The 20978-nt window shown below is 74.0% G+C and carries 5 protein-coding genes; 4 read left to right on the top strand and 1 reads right to left on the bottom strand.

Translation table 11 applies throughout. The annotated features are described in order from the left end of the window. From HWX03_RS28500 to HWX03_RS28485, 4 genes are read left to right on the top strand one after another with little or no spacing between them, the layout of a single operon-like run. A complete protein-coding gene (locus HWX03_RS28500) occupies positions 1-7632 on the top strand; it encodes a non-ribosomal peptide synthetase (protein ID WP_175873556.1) in 7632 nt (2543 codons plus the stop codon). 50 nt (positions 7633-7682) lie between these two features. Further along, positions 7683-18731, top strand: coding sequence for a non-ribosomal peptide synthetase (locus HWX03_RS28495; RefSeq protein WP_175873555.1), 11049 nt, complete (start codon positions 7683-7685; stop codon positions 18729-18731). Next, on the top strand, positions 18721-19491 hold the full coding sequence (locus tag HWX03_RS28490; protein ID WP_174433774.1) for an SDR family NAD(P)-dependent oxidoreductase: 771 nt from the start codon (positions 18721-18723) through the stop codon (positions 19489-19491). Before HWX03_RS28495 ends, HWX03_RS28490 begins: the two co-directional genes overlap by 11 nt. Positions 19492-19551: 60 nt before the next feature. Then, positions 19552-19773, top strand: coding sequence for an MbtH family protein (locus HWX03_RS28485; RefSeq protein WP_174433773.1), 222 nt, complete (start codon positions 19552-19554; stop codon positions 19771-19773). A gap of 70 nt (positions 19774-19843) precedes the next feature. On the opposite strand, the gene HWX03_RS28480 is transcribed toward HWX03_RS28485, so the two are convergent. Next, positions 19844-20896 (bottom strand): RNA-guided endonuclease TnpB family protein, encoded by a 1053-nt coding sequence (locus HWX03_RS28480; RefSeq protein ID WP_175873554.1) that lies wholly within the window; start codon positions 20894-20896, stop codon positions 19844-19846. Between the last annotated feature and the right edge of the window lie 82 nt (positions 20897-20978).

Raw genomic sequence — 20978 nt, 5'->3', positions numbered from 1 at the left:
ATGACGCAAACGAACCGCGATCCGCTCGACACGCACGACGTCTTCGTCTTTCCGCAATCGCGCGCGCAACGGCGCCTGTGGATGCTCGCGCAGCTCGACCCGGACTCGACCGCCTACGCGATCCCGCTCGCGCTGCGTATCGTCGGTGCGCTCGACGCCGACGCGCTCGCGCGCAGCCTCGACGCGCTCGTGCGCCGCCACGAAATCCTGCGCACCAGCTACGGCGCGGTCGACGGCCAGCCGATGCAGTTCGTGCATCCGCACGCCCCGTTCGAGCTGGCGCGCGAACCGCTCGCGCGCGACGCGCTGCACGCGCGCCTTGCGGCCGACGCGGCGACGCCGTTCGACCTGCACCGCCCGCAGATGCTGCGCGCGACGCTGTTCGCGCTCGCACCGGACGAGCACGTGCTGTCGCTGGTGATCCATCACATCGCGTGCGACGGCTGGTCGCTCGACCGGATCGTCGGCGAGCTGGATGCGCAATACGCGTTCGAAACCGGCGTCGCGGCGGGCGCGCCCGACGAGCCCGAGCTCCAGTACGGCGATTACGCGACCTGGGAAGAAGAAGCCGGCGACGCGTTGACGGCCGACGTCGATTTCTGGGCAAGCCGGCTCGCACCGCTCGCGCCGTTGCCGTTGCCGCGCGCGGCCGCACCGGCCGCACGGCGCGCGGTGCCCGGACGGACGACGCAGCGCCCGCTCGCCACGCTGCACGCCGGGCGGGTCGAGCAATGTGCGCGCGAAGCGGACACGACGCCGTTCGTCGTGCTGCTCGCCGCGTTCGCCGCGTTGCTGCATCGCGCGAGCGGCGCGTCGCGGCTTGCGATCGGCACGCCGGTCGCGAACCGGCTGCGCCCGGAATTCGAGCCGATGATCGGCTTCTTCGCGAATACGCTCGTGCTCGACGTCGACCTGTCGGGCGAACCCGATTTCGCGACGCTGGTTGCGCGCTGCCGCGGCGTCGTGCTGGAAGCGTTCGCGCATTCGCGCGCGCCGTTCGACGAGGTCGCGCGACGGCATGCGCGCGACGCGGTCGACACGCCGCTGTTCCACGCGCTGTTCGCGCTGCAGAGCGCCCCGCTGCGCGCGCCGACGCTCGGCACGCTGTCGCTCGAGGTCGTGCCCGTGTATCCCGCCGCCGCGAAATTCGACCTGACGATGATCCTGGAGCCGCGTGCGAATGGGCTGCATGCGGCGCTCGAGCATCGCTGCGACGTGCTCGATGCGCCGACCGCCGACGCGTGGCTCGCCAGCTTCGCCGACCTGCTCGACGCGGCGTTGCGCGCCCCGCTCGCGCCGATCGCGCGGCTGCCGCTGCCGGGGCTCGCGGCCCCGCAGCCTGCGTCCGCCGCGCCGGCCTCCGACGCAGCGGCGCCCGACGCAACGGCAGACAGCCACGCCGACGCGTCCCCCACGCCACCCGCTACCGCGACCGAGCAGGCGCTCGCCGAGGTCTGGGCCCGCATCCTGGGCCGCGAGCCCGGCCGCGACGACAGCTTCTTCTCGCTCGGCGGAGACAGCCTGAGTGCGCTGCGCGCGATCGTCGAGGCGCGCGGAAAGGGGTTGCACCTGACGCCTGGCCAGATGCTCGGCGGCGCCACCCTGCGCGCGCTCGCCGACGAACTCGATCGCGCGCCGCGCGACCACGCGCCGCTGGCCGCATCGCACGCGGCCGGCGAGCCGCACGCGGATGCCCCGCTGCCGCCGACGCCGATCGTCGCGTGGTTCGCGCAGTTCGGCCTGGCCGAGCCGAATCACTGGGCGCAGACGATCGTCGTCGAGACGACCCACGCGATCGCGCCCGAGCCGCTGCGCGACGCGTTGCGGCAGCTGGCCGCGCGGCACGCGGCGCTGCGCCAGCGCGTGACGCTCGACGCAGGCCGCGCGAGCGTCACCTTCGCGCCGGACGATGGCGACGGCGGCCGGCCGACCGAAACCGAACACTTTCCGCTCGACGTGTGCACGGCCGCGAACGACGACGACGCGCGCGCGACCGTCGCGTCGCTCGCCGCGCGGCTCGACCTGCGCAACGGCCCGCTCGCGTGCGCCGCGCTGATCCACCGCGACGGCGCGCCGGCGCTGCTCGCGCTCGCCGTGCATCACGTCGCCGTCGACGCGTTCTCGTGGTCGGTGCTGCTGCATCAGCTCGCCGCATCGCTCGCGGGCGACGTGCCGCCGCCGGCTCCGGCCGCGTCGCTCGCGGACTGGCATCGCGCGGCGAGCGTCGCCGCGCTGGCGGCCGACCCTGCGCCGTGGCTCGCGCTCGCCGCAGGCGGCTTCGCGGCGCTGCCGACGCGCGCGCCGGCCCCGGGCCTCGAAGCCGATACGCGGGTCGACACGTGGCGGCTGTCGCCGCAGCAGACCGCGCGCCTGCTCGACGCCGGCCCAGGCGGCCAGCGTTCGCGCACCCAGGCGATCCTGATCGCGTCGCTGTGCGCGGCGCTCGCGCCCGCACTCGACAGCGAGCGCGTCGCGCTGACGCTCGAACATCACGGCCGGGACGGCGAATACGGCGTCGACGCATCGTCGCTCGTCGGCTGGTTCACCGCGCTCAGCCCGCTCGTGCTCGACGGCTGCCTGCGGGACGACGCGCCGCTCGACCTGCTCGCGCGCGCCGCCCACGCTCTCGCCGCGCTCGCACCGCGCCGCCACGAATACGGCCTCGCGCGCTGGCTCGGCGCCTCGACCGACGCACGGCAACGCCTCGACGCCGCCGGCCTGCCCGAGATCAGCTTCAACTTCCTCGGCGTGATCGGCCGCCCGGCGAACGGCACGTTCGCGTTGCGTCCGGACCTGATCGCCGGCGAGCGCGGCGCGATGAACCGCCGCAGCTTCACGCTCGACGTGGTCGCGAGCGTGATCGACGGCGAACTGCGGATGGACTGGCGCTATGCGCCGCAAGTGCTCGATCCGCAGCGCGTGCACGACGCGGCGCAGCGCTGGATCGCGCGGCTCGACGCGCTGCTCGATACGATCGCCGCCGCGCCACGGCTCGCGGCCGACCATCCACTCGCACGCGTCGCGCAGCGCGAGATGGACGAACTTGCGCCCGAGGTCGCCCACGCGGCGATGCTGGCCAGCCTCACACCGCTGCAGGAAGGCATGCTGTTCGAGACGAGCATTCATCGCGACTCGCGCGCATTCCACGAGCAGATCACGGCCGTCGTCGACGGCCCGCTCGACCTGCCGCGCTTCGCGGCCGCCTGGCAGGCGATGCTCGCGCGGCACGACGCATTGCGCGCGGGCTTCGTCGCGCGTGCGGGCGGCCGGCCGATCCAGTTCGTCGACGCACACCTGACGCTGCCGGTCGCATGGCTCGACTGGTCCGACGCCGCCACGCCCGCCGCGCAGGACGCACGGCTCGCGCAATGGCTGCGCGACGACGCCGCGCAGCCGTTCGACCTCGCGCGCCCGCCGCTGATGCGGCTGACGATCGCGACGCTCGGCCCGCAACGGCATCGCTGGCTGTGGAGCTTCCATCACATCCTGCTCGACGGCTGGTCGATCCCGGTGTTCTTCCGCGAGCTGATCGCGATCTATACGGGGCGCGACGCGGCGCTGCCCGCGCCCCGCCGGTTCGCCGACCATCTCGCGTGGCTGGCGTTGCGCGCACCGGGTGCGACGCACGAAGCGTGGCGCGCCCGCCTCGCGGGGCTCGCGCCCGCCCGCCTCGCCGCGCCCGCGCGCGGGCCGGCGCGCCAGGCGCGCCACGACGTCGCGCTGACGCACGAAGCGAGCGACGCGATCGAGCGGCTCGCGCGTGACGCGGGCGTGACGCCGAGCACCGTGTTCGACGCCGCGTGGGCGCTGCTGCTCGCGCGCAGCGGCGTCGGCGCCGACGTTGCGTTCGGCGTCACGTTGTCGGGCCGCTCGAGCGGTGCGCCGGGCGCCGACGCGATGATCGGCCTGTTCATCAACACGCTGCCGCTGCGCGTGACGCTCGCGCCGGCGCAGACCGTGCGCGCGCTGCTCGCGCGTGTGCAGCAGGCGCTCGCCGAACTGCATGCGAGCGAGCACGAGCGCCTGTCCGACATCCTGCGCGCGGCCGGCGCGGACACGAACGAGCTGTTCGATACGCTCGTCGTGTTCGAGAACTATCCGGTCGAAGGCGACTTCGCCGCGCCCGACGGCCTCGTGTTCGCGCGACCCGACTATCACGAGCACACGAATTACCCGGTCACGCTCGCGATCATTCCCGGCGAGCGCTTCGCGCTGCGGCTCGAATACGACGCGAACCGCTATCCGGACGCGCAGGCGACGGCGCTCGTCGAACGGCTCGCGCGGCTCGTCGAGCGGTTCGCCGCGACGCCCGACGCGACGCTGGCCGAAGTCGGCGACGAGCCGGCCGCGCGGCCCGACGCCGCGTGGGCCGCGCTCGCCCGGCACGATGACGCGACGCCCGACGCGCCGCTCGCGCACGCGCTGTTCGAGCGCACTGCCGCGCGCCAGCCGGACGCACCCGCGCTGATCACGCCGGCGGCCACGCTGACCTACGCGGCGCTCGCGCAGCGCGCCAGCACCGTCGCCGCGCACCTGCGCCGGCTCGGCGCCGGGCCGGAGACGGTCGTCGGGATGATGCTGCCGCGCGGCGCGAACGCGATCGCCGCGCTGCTCGGCATCCTGAAGGCGGGCGCCGCGTATCTGCCGCTCGATCCGCACTATCCGCCGGCGCGCCTGAGCTACATGCTGCGCGACGCCGGCGCGCGCTTCGTGATCGTCCCGGACGACGCAACGCCGCCCGACGCGGACGGTGTCGTCGCGCTGCGCGTCGCGGGCCTGCTCGAAGCCGCCGGCGACCTGTCGGAACGGGAAGCGGACGCACCGCCGCCGCCGTCGTCGAGCCTCGCGTACGTGATCTACACGTCCGGCTCGACCGGCGAGCCGAAAGGCGTCGGCGTCACGCACGCGGGGATCGCGAACATGTGCCGCGCGATGCACGCGGGGTTCGCGGTCGACGCGGGGAGCCGCATCTTCCTGTTCCCGCCGCTCACGTTCGACGCGTCGGTCGCGGAGATCTTCACCGCACTGTCGAGCGGCGCCGCACTCGTGCTGCCGCCCGAAGGCGCGAAGCAGAGCGGCACGTCGGACGCGCTGCTCGACGCCGCCCGCAAGGGCAGCGTCACGCACGTCACCTTGCCGCCGTCGCTCCTCGCGGCGCTCGACGACGCCGCGCTCGCCGGCGTCGAAACGATCGTCGCCGCCGGCGAGGCCGCGCCCGCCGGGCTGCTCGCGCGCTGGGCGCGCGGCCGGCGCGTCGTCAATGCGTACGGGCCGAGCGAAGCGACCGTCTGCGCGAGCCTGCACGTCTGCGACGCGCACGAGCCGCTGCCGCCGATCGGTGCGGGCATCGACGGCGTGCGGACCGTCGTGCTCGACGAATGGCTCGGGGTGGCGCCGATCGGCGTTGCCGGCGAGATCTGCGTCGGCGGGCCCGCGCTTGCGCGCGGTTATCTCGGCCGCGCCGGGCTCACCGCCGCGAGCTTCGTGCCGGACCCGACGTCGGGCGAGCCCGGCGCTCGCCTGTACCGGACCGGCGACCGCGGCGTCACGCTCGCGGACGGTTCGATCCGCTATCTCGGCCGCGCGGGCGGCCATGTGAAGTTGCGCGGCTACCGGATCGACCCGGACGGCATCGCCGGCGTGTTGCTGCGCGATCCGGCGGTGCGCGAGGCGCTGGTCGACGTGACCGAAACCGGGCGTCGCCCGGAACTGACCGCGTTCGTGATTCCGCGCGACGCCGCCGGGTTCGACGCCGACGCGCTGCGCACGCTGGCCGCGCATTCGCTCGCGCCGCACGAAGTGCCGGCGCGCTTCGTCGCCGTGACGGCATGGCCGCTCACGGCGTCGGGCAAGATCGATCGCGCGGCGCTGCGCGAGGCGCACGCGCCCGCGCCGCGCACGGCCGATGACGCAGCCGTCGACGCGCCGCGCGACGATGTCGAGCGCTGGGTGCGCGACGCGTTCCGCCAGGTGCTCGGCGTACCCGATGCGCGCGTCGACGACGACTATTTCGTGCTCGGCGGCGACTCGATTCTCGCGTTGCAGGTCGGCGCGACGCTGCTGCGGCACGGTATCCGGGTCGGCGCGGGCGAAGTGCTGGAGCTGCGCACGCCGCGCGCGATCGCCGACCTCTGTCGCGCACGCGACGCGGCGCAGGCGCCGGTGCGCGCGGCCGAGCCGGAACCCGACGCGGCCGACGTGCCGCTCGCGCCGATCCAGCGCTGGTTCCTCGAACGCGGCGCGGCCGGCATCGACGCGCCGCGACGCTTCACGATCGACGTGCGGCTCGCGCTCGCGGCGCCGCTCGATCCCCCCACGCTCGCCCGCACGCTGGCCGCGCTCGCGCTGCGTCACGACGCGCTGCGGCTGCGCGTCGAACGGGATGCCCACGGCTGGCGGCAGCGCTATGCGCCGCGCGACGGCGCCGCGCTGCTGCCGCTTTCGATCGCGCCCGCGGCGCTCGCCGACGACGCAGCGCTCGGCGCGTACGCGGCCGCGTTGCAGGCGACGCTCGATCCGGTGCGCGGCCCCGTCGCGCATGCCGCGTACGTGCCGCAGGGCCCGAGCGGCGCGCCGGAGCTGGTCGTCGTCGCCCACCATCTGGTGATGGACGTCGCGTCGTGGCGCATCCTGCTCGCCGATCTCGACGCCTGCCATGGCGCCATCCGGCGCGGCGAACCGCTGCCACCCGCGCCGCGCGCGACGAGCTACCGCCGCTGGAACGACGCGCTCGCCGCGACCGCCACCGCCCGCGAGAGCGAGCGCGGCTTCTGGGAAGCGATGCTGGCCGCGCCGTCACGCGACGCCACCGACACGCTCGGCGCACCGGGCCGCGTCGGCGCGCTCGACATCGTGCGGCTCGGGTTCGACGCCGAATTCACCGCCCGGCTGAACGGCCCGCTCAACCGCGTGCGCGACACCCGCACGCACGAACTGCTGCTGGCCGCGCTCGCACACGCATGGCAGCGCTGGACCGGCGCCGCCGCGTGGCAGGTCGACGTCGAAGGCCACGGCCGGCAGGCGCCCGCGGGCATCGACGCCGACGTGTCGCAGACGGTCGGCTGGTTCACCTGCGTCTACCCGCTGCGCATCGAAGCCGACGACGACTGGGACGCCGCGATCGTTCGCGCGAAGGCGCTGCTGCGCGCGGTGCCGGACGGCGGCGTCGGCTTCGGCGTGCTGACGCAGCACGGCACGCTCGCCGATGCGCATCCGCGCGCGGTCAGCTGGAACTATCTCGGCACCGCCGCCGACGGCGACGCCGGCGCGCTGCCCGAACTCGGCGCGCGCGTCGTGGCGGAGGGCCTGCCGGACGGCCGCGCGCCCGACGACCCGGTGCTGCATCCGCTCGCAATCGACGCGGCGATCACGACCGGCGCGCTGTCGATTCGCTTCGCGTACAGCGGCGTGCCGACCGACGGTACAGACGGTGCGGCGACCGCCACGCCGCCCGACATCGAACGCCTCGCCGCGCTGACCGACGACGCGCTGCGCGCCCTGTGCGCGCATCTCGCGGCGCAAGCCGCGACGGCCCCCGACGCATCGCCTGCTGCGTCGCCGCTTCCGGGCGGCGAGCAGTTGCAGCCTGCCGAACTCGATGCCCTGCTTCTCGACCTCACGGATACCGAATGAGCCAAGCTCAGAACCGCCCCGCCGTTTCCGACCCGCGATCCGTTCCCGCCGTGGAACGCATCACCGGGCTGTCGCCGCTGCAGCGCGGCATGCTGTTTCACGCACTCGCGGCGCCCGACAGCCCCGCGTATCTCGAGCAGATCGTCTGCCGGCTCGACGGCGACGTCGATCCCGAGCGCTTCCGCGCCGCGCTCGCGGCGCTCGTGCGCCGTCACGAGACGCTGCGCAGCGCGTTCGTCACGCGCGGCCAGTCGGAGCCCCGGCAAGTCGTGTTCACCGATGCGACGGTGCCGCTGACCGTCGAGGACTGGCGCGAGCGCTCCGCCGCCGCCCGCGCCGACGCGCTCGCCCGCTTCGCCGACGAACAGCGCCGGCAGGGCTTCCGGCTGAACCGTCCGCCGCTGATGCGGGTCGCGCTGATCCGCGACGAGGACATGCGCTGGACGCTGGTCTGGACCCACCATCACGTGATCATCGACGGCTGGTCGCTGCCGCTCGTGCTGAAGGATTTCTTTGCGCTCTACGCGCATCCGGCGCACACGGCGCCGCCCGTCACCGCCCGCTTCGCCGATTACGTCGACTGGCTCGGCGCGCAGGATCGCGCACGGGACGTCGACGCGTGGCGCACGCTGCTCGACGGCGCGAGCCTGCCGATGCCGCTCGGCGTCGATCGCCCGGCGCGGCCCGGCGAGGACGGCCGGCGCATGCGCGCGCTGCGCGCCGCGCTGCCCGCGGCCGACGTCGCGCGGCTCGCGGCAGCGGCGCGCGTGACCGCCGGCACCGTGCTGATCGGTGCGTGCGCGTTCGTGCTGAGCCGCCTCGCGCGCGCCGGCGAAGCCGTGTTCGGGCTCGTGCTGTCGGGCCGCACCGCGCCCGTCGACGGCATCCAGCAGATGGTGGGGCTGCTCGCGAACACCGTGCCGTTCCGGGTCGCGGTGCCGGACGCACCGAGCGTCGCCGAGTGGCTCGGCGACGTGCAGCGCGGCCAGCACGGCCTGCTGCGGCTCGCGCATTGCGCGCTGCCCGACGTGCGCGACGCGGCCGGCGTCGCGCCGGACCGGCCGCTGTTCGAATGCCTGGTCGCGGTCGACAACTTCCCGCTGCAGGACGCGCTCGAATCGGCCGACGTCGGCTTCCGGATCTCGGAGGTCCAGCAGGAAGAGCACACGCACCTGCCGCTGACGCTGAGCTTCGCGCCGGGGCCGGATAGCATCGGCGTGAAGCTCGGCTTCGACGAGGCGCGCATCGACGCGCACGCGGCGCAAGGCGTGCTCGACGCGGTGCTGCATGTCGTGCATGCGTTCGTCGAGCACGCGGCGGCGCCGCTGCGCGACATCGGCCTGCGGCCGCAACGGCCGGCAGCGCCGCCGGTGCCGGCGGCCGCCGAACGCCCGACGCCCGCCCTTGGCCTCGCGCAACAGTTTCTCGCGGTCGCCGCCGACGCGGGCGAGCGCATCGCCGTCACGCATCCGGGCGGCCACGCATCCTACGCGCAGCTTGCCGCGCACGCCCGCGCGATCGCCGCGCGGCTGCGCGCGGCCGGCCTCGCGCGCGGCGATCGCGTGGCGCTGCTGCTCGAGCGCGACGCATCGGCCGTCGCGGCGATGCTCGGCGTGCTGCTCGCGGGCGGCTGCTACGTGCCGCTCGACAGCACGCATCCGGACGAACGGCTCGCGTACCTCGTCGCCGACAGCGGCGCGCGCCAGTTGCTCGCGGTGCGCTCGACCGCCGCGCGCGCGCCGCAAGGCTGCGACCTGCTGCTGATCGACGACGTCGACAGTTGGCCGGCGCCGGCCGCCGACACCGCGTTCGAGCCGGTCGGGCGCGACCAGCCGGCCTATGTGATCTACACGTCGGGCTCGACCGGCCAGCCGAAAGGCGTGCTCGTCAGCCACGACAACGTGAGCCGCCTGTTCGCCGTGACGCGCGCGCACTTCGGCTTCGGCCCGCACGATACGTGGAGCTGCACGCATTCGTTCGCGTTCGACTTCTCCGTCTGGGAGCTGTGGGGCGCGCTGCTGCACGGCGGACGCGCCGTGATCGCCTCGCGGGAGACCGCGCGCGATCCGCGTGCGCTGCTCGCGCTGCTGGACGCCGAGCGCGTGACGATGCTGAGCCAGACGCCGTCGTCGTTCCGGATGCTCGACGCGGCCGATGCCGAGCGGCGGCCCGCGCTCGCGCTGCGCCACGTCGTGTTCGGCGGCGAGGCGCTGCATCCGCGCGACCTCGCCGGCTGGATCGCGCGGCGCGGCGACGCGACGCCGCACCTGAACAACCTGTACGGGATCACCGAGATCACCGTGCACGCGACGCTGCGCACGATGCGCGCGCAGGACGTGGACGCCGATGCGTCGCCGATCGGCGAGCCGCTCGCGGACCTGACGATCCGCGTCGTCGACGCGTGCGGCCACGACGTGCCCGACGGCGCGACGGGCGAGATCCTGGTCGGCGGCGCGGGCGTCGCGCTCGGCTACCTGAACCGGCCGGCACTCACCGCGCAGCGCTTCACGGGCGTCGGCGCGGCGCGCGTCTACCATTCCGGCGATCTCGCGCGGCGCGACGCGCACGGCGAGCTCGTGTACGTCGGCCGCGGCGACGATGCGCTCAAGATCCGCGGCCACCGGATCGAGCCGAACGAAGTCCGCGCGGCGCTGCTCGCGTATCCGGACGTCGCCGACGCGTTCGTCGCGGCCGAGCGCAGCGATGCGGCGGCCCGGGACGCGCGCCTGTGCGCGTGGTTCGTCGCGCGCCCCGGCGTCACGGTCGACGTCGACGCGCTGCGCCGCCATCTCGACGCGCGGCTGCCCGCGCACGAAGTGCCGTCGTTCCTGATCGCGACGCCCGCGTTCGCGCTGACGTCGAACGGCAAGCTCGACCGGCGCGCGCTGCCCGCGCCGGCCCGCGCGGCGGATGCGCACGTCGCGCCGCGCAACGCCGACGAGGAAGCGCTCGCGGCCGTCTGGCGCGAAGCGCTCGGCGTCGACACGGTCGGCGTGCGCGACGACTATTTCGCGCTCGGCGGCGATTCGATCCGCAGTATCCGCGTCGCCGGCCTCGCGCGCGAGCGCGGCTTCGACATCGACATCGCCGACCTGTTCCGGCACCGGACGATCGAGGCGCTGCTGGTCGCGAAGCCGCGCGACGGGCAACACGCGCCCGCGCCGCGCGAAAGCGCGCCGCAGGCCGCGCCGTTCTCGCTGATCGGTGACGACGAGCGCCGCCGCCTGCCGCCGGACATCGAGGATGCGTACCCGCTCGCGCGCCTGCAGGCCGGCATGCTGCACCACGCCGAATCGGGCGACGAACGGGACCTGTACTACGACGCGATGTGCTTCCACGTGCGGGCCCGCATCGACGTCGAGCGCGTTCCCGCGGCGCTCGCCGCGCTCGCCGCCGCGCATCCGGTGCTGCGCACGCGCTTCCTGCTCGACGGCGTCGAGCGGCCGCTGCAGCTCGTCCATGCGCGCGCGACGCCGCGCTGGGATCTCGAGGACCTGAGCGCGCTCGACCCGCTCGAACGCGAACGCCGCTTCACCGGCCTGCTCGAGCGGCTGCGCGCCGAGCGCTGCGACCCGCGGCAGCCGTCGCCGCTGCGCATCGTGCTGCAGGCGCTCGGCGGCGACGATTGGCAGATCGGCATCGCGTTCCATCACGCGATCCTCGACGGCTGGAGCGTCGCGCGGTTGCTCGCCGATTTCGCGACGCTGGTCGGCGGCGGCGAGCTCGTCGCGCCGGCCACGCCGTACCGCGAATTCGTGCGGCTGGAGCAAGCCGCGCTCGACGACGCCGAGACGCGCCGCTTCTGGACCGAACGGCTGGCCGGCGCGCCGTCCGCCGCGCTGCCGCGCTGGCCGCATCCGGCGCGCGATCCGCATTCGCCGCGCGCCGGCCGGCACGATCGCGCGCTGCCGGACGCGACCGTCGCCGCGCTGCGCGCGCATGCGGCGCGCCACGGGCTGCCGCTCAAGGCGCTGCTGCTTGCGATCCACCTGCAGGTGCTGTCGCTCGCGAGCGGTGCGCGCGACGTCGTGACGGGCCTCGTGTCGAACGGCCGCCCGGAGCAGGCCGACGGCGCGGCGATGGTCGGCCTGTTCCTGAACACGCTGCCGTTCCGGCTCGCCGTCGACGCGCGCGACTGGACGGCGCTCGCGCGCGCGGTCGCCGCCGCCGAAGCCGACGCGTTCGCGCATCGCCGCTATCCGATGGCCGCGATCGCGGGCCTGCGCGCGCCGCTGCGCACGCCGCTGTTCGACACGTCGTTCAATTTCGTCGATTTCCATGCGTACGACGCGTTGCGGCGCGACGGCGCGCTGACCGTGCTCGAGGCGCGCAGCCACGAGGCGGTCGAGATTCCGTGCGCGACGACGTTTGCGGTCACGCGCACGAACGACGGCGCACGCGGGCTGACGGTGTCGCTGTCCTACGACCGCGATGCGTTCTCCGACGCGCAGGCGGCATGGCTTGCGGATTCCTACGTGCAGGCGGCCGCGCATTTCGCGGCGCGGCCGGACGATGCCGGCACGCGCTTCGCCGCGGCCGACGACGCCGTGCTGCGCGCGTCGCGGGGCGAGCCGGCCGACGTGCCGGCGGGCGACCTGCTCGCGCGCGTGCGCGCCGCCGCACACGCGCATCCGCGGCGCTGCGCGGTGCGCGGCGTCGACGCTGCACTCGACTTCGCCACGCTCGACGCCGCGTCGGACGCGCTCGCCGCGCGCCTGATCGCGCGCGGCATCGGCGCGGACGCGGTCGTCGCGATCGCGCTCGCGCCGGGCGACGTGCGGCTCGCCGTCGCGCTCGTCGGCGTACTGAAGGCGGGCGGCGCGTATTGCCTGCTCGACGTCGGCCGCCTGCCGGCCGCGCGGCTGCAGATGACGCTCGACGATGCGCGGCCCGTGCTCGTCGTCGCAACCGAAGCAACGGCCGCGCAGTTGCCGGCGCCGCGCGCCGACCTGCTGTTGCTCGACGACTTCCGCGCCGATTCCGCGCAGGCCGGCGCCGCGCCGATCGCGCGCGACGTGCCGGATACCGCGCTCGCGTATCTCGTCTTCACGTCAGGCTCGACCGGACGGCCGAAGCCAATCGCCGTGTCGCGCGGCGCGCTCGCGAACCACATGCAGTGGATGGCGCGCCGCTTCCCGCTCGACGCCACGGACGTCGTGCTGCAGAAAACGCCAGTGAGCTTCGACGCGTCGGTGTGGGAATTCTGGGCGCCGCTCGCGAGCGGCGCGACGCTCGCGCTCGCGCCCGCCGACGCGTCGCGCGACGTGAACGCGCTGGCCGACGCGGCCGAGCGCAGCGGCGCGACGGTCGTGCAGCTCGTGCCGAGCCTGCTCGACGTGATCCTCGACGATCCGGCCGCGCTCGCCCGGCTGCGGCGCGTGACGCGCGTGTTCGTCGGCGGCGAGGCGCTGCGCGGCGCGACGGCCGAACGCTTCCGGCAGGCATGGCGCGCGCAGTTGGTCAACCTGTACGGCCCGGCCGAGACGACCATCGACGCGACGAGCTGTGTCGTCGTCGAGCGGGACGACGCAACGGACGCAGGCGAACTCGCGTCGCCGTCGCTCGGCACGCCGATCGACAACGTCGACGTATTCCTGCTCGACGCACAGATGGAGCCCGTGCCGGCGGGCGTCGCGGGCGAAATCTGGATCGGCGGCGCGGGGCTCGCGCGCGGCTATCACGGCCGCCCCGGCGAAACCGCACGGCGGTTCCGCCCCGACCCGCTGCCGGGCGCGACCGGCGGCCGCCTGTACCGTACCGGCGACCTCGCACGCCGCCTGCCCGACGGCCAGCTCGACTATCTCGGCCGCGGCGATCACCAGCTGAAGCTGCGCGGCTGGCGTGTCGAGCCAGGCGAGATCGAAAGCCTGCTCGCGACGCACCCGGCCGTGCGGCGCTGCGCGGTGCTGCCGCGCGCGATGCCGGACGGCAGCGTGCGGCTCGTCGCGTGGATCGAGCGGCACGCCGCCGCCGGTACTGCCGGCGATATCGCGCCGGCCGACTACCGGCGCTTCCTCGGCGAGCGGCTGCCCGCGTCGCTCGTGCCGGGCGCGTTCGTCGAGACGACCGACTGGCCGCTGCTGCCGAACGGCAAGACCGACCGCAACGGTTTTCCGTCCGTCGATCCGGCGGACGATCCCGCCGGCCGCGCCGCGCCGTCGCGCGCGCCCGCCACGCCGGTCGAGCGGATGCTCGCGGACATCTGGCGCGAGCTGCTGCCCGGCGGCGGCGCGATCGGCGTCGACGACGACTTCCTCGCGCTCGGCGGCGACTCGATCGTCAGCCTGCAGGTGAGCGCACGCGCCCGCCAGCGCGGCTGGCAAGTCTCGCCGCGCGACGTGTTCGAGCACCCGACGATCGCCGCGCTCGCGCGCATCGCGGTGCGGGCCGGCGCCGAGACCGAGGCCGCCACGCAACCGGGCCCGGTGCCGCTCACGCCCGCGCAGGCGCGCTTCTTCGCGCTGCGCCAGCCTGCGCCCGCGCACTGGAACCAGGCGCTGATGCTCGATGTGCCGGGCGAACTCGCCGACGACACGGTGCGCGACGCGCTCGCCGCGGTCGTCGCCGCACACGACGTGTTTCGCGTGCGCTTCACGATCGGCGACGCGGGCGTCACGCAGGAACTGCTGGCCGACACGGCGGCGCCGGATGCCTGGTTTCGCACCGCGCGCGTGACGGCCGACGGCGCGCCTGCCGAGCTCGCCGCGCTGGCCCGCGACGCCCAGCGCAGCCTCGACCTCGCCGCGCCGCCGCTGTTCCGCGCGCTCCACGTGCGCGGCTTCGCGGACGGCTCCGCGCGCCTCTTGCTCGTGATGCACCACCTGATCGTCGATGGCGTGTCGTGGCGCGTGCTGACGAGCGACCTGCACGACGCGCTGCACGCGCGGCCGGTCGCCGTGCCGCCGTCCGGCTTCGTCGCCTGGGCGCGCGCGCAGGCGACGATCGCGCTCGACGACGCCGAACGGCGCTACTGGCACGAGGCCGCGCCGCGCATCGCGCGCGCGGGCCGGCTCGCACCGGCGGGCGCGGCGCGCTACGCGGACCTGCGCACCGTCGAGCACGCGCTCGACGCCGACGCGACGACGCGCCTGCTGCAACACGCCGCGACGCGGCTGCACGCGAGCGCGCAGGAACTCCTGCTCGCCGCGCTCGCGACGGCGCTCGCCGACGCGGCCCGCGCGAACAGCATCGGCGTGACGGTCGAGCACCACGGCCGCGGCGACGGCTCGGACGCGGCGCTCGTGCGCGCGCTCGGCTGGTTCACGACGCTCTACCCGCTCGCGATCGAGCGGCTCGACGCGCCGTCGCCGCTCGCTCGCCTGCGCGCGGCGAAGGACGCGCTGCGCGCGGTGCCCGCGCATGGCCGCGGCTACGGACGGCTGCACGACGCGGCCGGGCCGGACGATCCGCTCGGGACGTGCGCGTTGCCCGACGTCTGCTTCAACTATCTCGGCCAGACCGACGGCGCGCTGCCGAGCGCGTCGCGCATCCGGCTCGCCGACGAAGACGGCGGCCCGATCGCCGCTGACGACAACGATCGCGGCTTCGCGCTCGACGTGGTGTCGTTCGTCGCGAGCGGCCGGCTCGTCGTGCGCTGGAACTACGACGCGCGGCGCTTCGACGACGACGCGGCGCGCGCCATGGCCGATCGTGCGCAGGCCGAGCTGCACGCGCTGCTCGCCGCCAGCGACGCGCGGCCCGCGGCGGCGCCGAGCGATTTCCCGCTCGCGAGCGTGCCGGCGGATGCGCTGCCGGCGCTGCTCGACGCCGAGCCGCCTGTCGTCGACATCTGGAGCCTGACGTCGACCCAGCAGGGGATGCTGTATCACGCGCGCGCCGCCGACGCGGCCGCGGGTGTCTACCTGGAGCAGATCGTCGCGGCGGTCGACGGCGAGTGCGACCCGGCGCGCCTCGCCCGCGCGTGGTCGCACGTCTATGCGCGGCACGACGCGCTACGCGTGAGCTTCGCGTGGCGCGATCTCGACGAGCCGCTGCAGCGCGTGCACGCGCCGCAGCCGCTCGCGCTCGACATCCGCGAGATCGACGCGCATGACGACGCCGAGCAGGCGCTCGCCGCGTTCCTCGCCGAGGATCGCGCCCGCGGCGTCGATCTCGCGCGGCCGCCGCTGATGCGCGTCACGCTGCTGCGCCGCGACGGTGCGCCGTGGCGTCTCGTGTGGACCCATCATCACGCACTGCTCGACGGCTGGTCGATGGCGATCCTGCTCGGCGAAGTCGCGCACTGCTATGCGGCGGACGCGGCCGGCCGCGCGCCGTCGCTGTCCGCCGCGCCGTCGTACGGGCGTTTCGTCGCCGCGCGGCGGCGCGCGCAGCAGGACCTGCGCGACGCCGAGGCATTCTGGCGCGCGACGCTCGGCCCGCGCCATGCCCCGCTCGATCTCGGCCTCGCGCCCGCCGCCACCGGCGCGGCCGCGCACGCCACGCCGCCGGGCGCGGTGCGCCGCCGGCTGTCGCCCGCGCTGACGGCCGCGCTGAACGCCGTCGCCGCGCGCGAGCGCGTGACGCTCAATACCGTGATCGAGGGCGCGTATGCGCTGCTGCTGTCGCGGCTTGCGCGCACCCGCGACGTGACGTTCGGCGTCACGTTCGCCGGGCGCGGCGCCGACGTGCCCGACGTCGAGCGCATGGTCGGCGCGCTGATCTCGACGCTGCCGGTGCGCGTCGACTGCCGCCCCGCGCTGCCCGTCGGCACGTTCCTGCGTCGGCTGTTCGCCGCTCAGTCGGCGGTGGCGCGGCACGAGCACTGCAGCCTCGTCGACGTCCAGCGATGGAGCGGCGCGAGCGCGCAGCAGCCGTTATTCGACAGCGTGTTCGTCTACGAGAACTATCCGCTCGACCGCGATGCGGGCGCACACGCACACGCGGGCGGGCTGCGCATCGGCGCGATCGAAGCGAACGAGGCGTCGAACTATCCGCTGATGCTGTACGTGAAGCCGAACGCGGACGGCCTCGTCATCGACGCCGTGCACGACACGGTGCGGCTGCCCGCCGCGCGCGCGAACGCACTGGTCGACGCGCTCGTCGAGCTGGCCGCCGGCATCGCGGATGGGCGCGGCGATACGATCGGCGCGCTCGCCGCTCACGTATCCGAAGTCGCGCCGGTCGCGGCTGCACCGCACGCCGACGCCCACGCCAATGCCCACGCCGACACGCTGATCGACCTGTTCGCCGACGCACTCGACGCCGCGCCGGCCAGCGAGGTTCGCGGCCCGGACCGCACGGTTACTCGCGCCGCGCTGTTCGCCGAGGCGGGCGCGCTCGCCGAACGGCTCGCCGAACGGCTCGCGGCGGCTGGCGCCGGTCCCGGCGCGACGGTTGCCGTGTGTCTGCCGCGCGGGGTCGATCTGCTCGCCGCACTGGTCGGCACGCTGCTCGCCGGCGCCGCCTATGTGCCGATCGATCCGCTGCTGCCCGCCGAGCGGCGCGCGATGATGCTCGCCGATGCGAAACCGGTCGCGATCGTCGCGCATCCGGACGCCGGCTTCGATGAAACAGGCGTGCCGGTCATCGCGCCGTCGGGCGCCGGCGCGCCGTTGACGCACGGCGTCGCGACTGCCGCCCACGCCGCACTCACCCGTGCGCCGCGCCTGCATCCGGACGCGCTCGCGTACACGATCTTCACGTCGGGCAGCACGGGCCGCCCGAAAGGCGTCGACGTGCGGCGCGGCGGCCTCGCGAACCTGCTGCGCAGCTTCGCCGCGCGCTTCCCGCTCGGCGCGGACGACGTGCTGACGAGCGTGACGACCGTGTCGTTCGACATCGCGGCGCTGGAACTCTTCCTGCCGCTCGTGACCCGCGCGCACCTCGCGATCGCGTCCGCCGAGACGGCCGCGAACGGCGTGGCGCTCGCGCGCGCGCTCGCCGAGCAGCGCACCACCGTGCTGCAGGCGACGCCGCTCACGTGGCGCCTGCTGCTATCCGCCGACTGGCGTCCGCAGCCGGGCTTTCACGCGTGGTGCGGCGGCGAGGCGCTGCCGGCCGATCTGGCCGGCGCGTTGCTCGCGCGCGGCGTCGCGCTGTTGAACGTGTACGGGCCGACCGAGACGACGATCTGGTCGGCGGCGCAATCGGTCGCCGACGCGGCCACGGCCGCCCGCATCGGCGGCGCGCTCGACGCGACGCGGCTGCGCGTCGTCGATGCGGACGGCCACGAAACGCCGCCGGGCGTGGTCGGCGAGCTGACGATCGCGGGCGCGGGCCTCGCGCAGGGCTATACGCGCGCACCGGGCCGCACCGCGCGCAGCTTCCGCCCCGATCCGCTGTCGCCCGAACCCGGCGCCCGCCTGTACGCGACGGGCGACCTCGCGGTGCGCGGCGAGGACGGCACGCTGCTGCTGCTCGGCCGCGCGGACGATCAGGTGAAGATCAACGGCTACCGGATCGAGCTCGGCGACGTCGAAGCCCATCTGCGCGCGCTCGACAACGTCGCCGATGCGGCCGCGACGGTGCGGCGCGGGCTCGACGGCCGCGCGTGGGGGCTCGAGGCGCATCTGGTGCTGCGCGACCGGGCGCTGCCGTTCGACGACGCGCCGCTGCGCGACGCGCTGGCCCGCCAGTTGCCGGCGTACATGGTTCCGCAGGTGTTCGCGCTGCACGACGCGCTGCCGCGCACCGCGAACGGCAAGCTCGACCGCCGCGCGCTGGCGGCCGCCGCCGCCCCCGCGCGGCCGCCAGCCGCCGCCCCGGCGCGCCAGGCCGTCAACGCGCTCGAGGACATGGTGTGCGCGCTGTGGCGGCGGGTGTTCGACGACGCATCGATCGCGCCCGACAGCGACTTCTTCGAACTCGGCGGCAATTCGCTGCTGCTCACCCGCATCCACGCGCGCGTGATCCAGCTGTTCGGTGTCGAGCCGCCGCTCGGCGACATGCTCGCGAGCCGCACGCCGGCCGACATGGCCGCGCTGATCGAGCGCCACGAAACGTCGCCGGGCGCGGCGGCGAAAGTCGCGGCCGCGTGGCTGCGGCTGCGCGACATGACGCCCGCCGAACGCGACGCGCTGCGCCGCCAGCAGGCGTCCCGCGCGGCGGCACAACCCGCAACCGACGTCATCAACGAGGAAATCAGCGATGCGAATTGAAGGAACCACGGCGCTCGTCACGGGCGCGGCCAGCGGCATCGGCAAGCGCTTCTGCGAGGCGCTGCTCGCGGCGGGCGCGGCGCGCGTGATCGCGCTCGACCACCACGCGCCCGGCCTGCGTGCGCTCGCCGACGCGCTCGCCGCGCCGACGCGGCTGCGCACGATGGCGGTCGACGTCAGCCAGGAACGCGCGGTCGCGGCCGCGATGGCCGAACTCGTCGACGCCGACGCGGTGCCCGACCTGCTCGTCAACAACGCGGGCGTGCTGCGCGACGGCCGGCTCGCGACGCTCGACGCGCAGCGGTACGCGCGCAAGCTGCCGACCGCGCAGTGGGGAAGCGTGCTCGGCATCAACCTGACCGGGCCGTTCCTGCTCGCGCGGGAGTTCGTCGCGGCGCGGCTCGAAGCCGGCGCGACGACCGACGGCCTGATCGTCAACATCTCGTCGGTCAGCAGCGCCGGCAACGCGGGGCAGTCGAACTACGCGGCCGCGAAGGCGGGCCTCGACGCGCTGACCCGCACCTGGGCGCTCGAGCTTGCCGAGCACCGCGTGCGCGTCGCGGGCCTCGCACCCGGCCTCACCGACACGCCGATGGCGGCCACGCTCGACGCCGCGACCCGCGCGCGGCTGATCGACGAGATGCCGCTCAAGCGGATGGTGTCGACCGACGAAATCTGGCTCGGGCTGCGCTTCATCATCGAATGCGACGCGTACGTCGGCCGCACGCTCGCGATCGACGGCGGCGCCGCGTTCGGCTGAGCGCCGGCTCGTCTTTCGCTTCGGATAACGGATTTGTTTGATTCAACCAGGAGAACGCAAATGGCAGACCTCGACAATCACGACACCGTCTACACGGTCGTCATCAACGACGAAGAACAGTATTCGATCTGGCCGACCTACCGGCCCGTGCCCGCCGGCTGGCGCGAAGCCGGCAAGACCGGCACCGAGGACGAATGCGTCGCCTACGTCGACGAAGTGTGGACCGACATGCGCCCGCTGAGCCTGCGGCGCTTTCTCGAACAAGCGCAGTCGCAGTCGTAAGCGCCGCCCTGCCGATACCCAGCCAAACTGACAGAGCGACGGAGCATCCTTGACGTCCTCCTCCGCCTGCCTAAAGGCGGAGGATTCCCACACCTGGCGATGCACGTCCGCATCGGAGAATGTTCAACGCAGCGTTGGTATCTCGATCATGCTCGACACCACAGTCACTGCAGGTCCACTCTCTTACTCGCAGTCCCGCGATACCTTTCGGCCGCGTCGTGCTGTCTTTCGATCCGCACGACGAACAGGACTGGGTAGAACCGCTTTCGTCGACTTCCTCGAACGTGACTCCGTGCGCCATCGCTTTGTAGCGGAGCGTGTTTCGGAAGGACGACCAGGATGTGTCGTAGACGCTCTTCGCCATTCTGGTTCTGGCGAGTTTTGCGGCCGACACGTTGCCAACCGCGATGTAATCGAAACGCCGCACCAGATCGAGCGCGAGCTTATGCTGGAAATCGGCACGGGCGTTCGCCACCTTGGCGTGCAGCTTCGCGATATGCCGTTTGTGCTTTCGCGCCCGTTGCGCTTTCGCCAGCTTTTCCGCCGCGCATCGACCGAACCGGTCGTTAGGCAGTTTTTCTCCGGTCGAAAGTGTGGCGAAGTCTTTCAGGCCGAGATCGATACCGACGCCGGAACGGATCGGGCGGGCCTGCACATCGGGCATCTCGATCACGATGTTGAGAAACCAGTTGCCGCGTGCATCTTGCGCAAAGTTGGTTCCGTCCTTGATCTTGCCTTCGGGAAGCGGTCGGCTGTTGAACACGCGAAACGTGTTGCCGGCGAAACGGAACGCGTCGCCCTCGCGCTTCAGGTCGCGCCCCTTCAGCGGCACCCAGCCGAGCGACTTCCTGCCGCGATAGCGCAGGTAGGGCCGACGGTGCTGACTGCGCGACTTCGCGTATTGCTCGCACGTTGCGTTGACCGTGCCGGAGTGAATACCGAGTTCCTTGCTGCTGCCGGTCGTGAGCACGTTCAGGTCGAAACCCGTCGGCCACTTCTTGCTCCACTTGAGCGCGTGCTTCTGCGTGTCGTTGCAGAAGTTCCAGACGTAGTTCACCGCGCGGCTCTGCTTGTTAAGCAGTCCGTTGAGCGATTTCACCCGGTAGCGATAGACAAGGATCATGCCGGTGATCCTAACCCGTGGAAGAAGCTGCCTGTCAACAGCACTCCTTTCCTTCCCGCCATCAATGGCGGGGTTTCTCGGA

The organism is Burkholderia sp. BCC0397 (assembly GCF_902832865.1).
GTDB lineage: Bacteria > Pseudomonadota > Gammaproteobacteria > Burkholderiales > Burkholderiaceae > Burkholderia.
The sequence above is the reverse complement of the archived record's forward strand: the minus strand, read 5'-3'. Positions and strand labels throughout refer to the sequence as shown.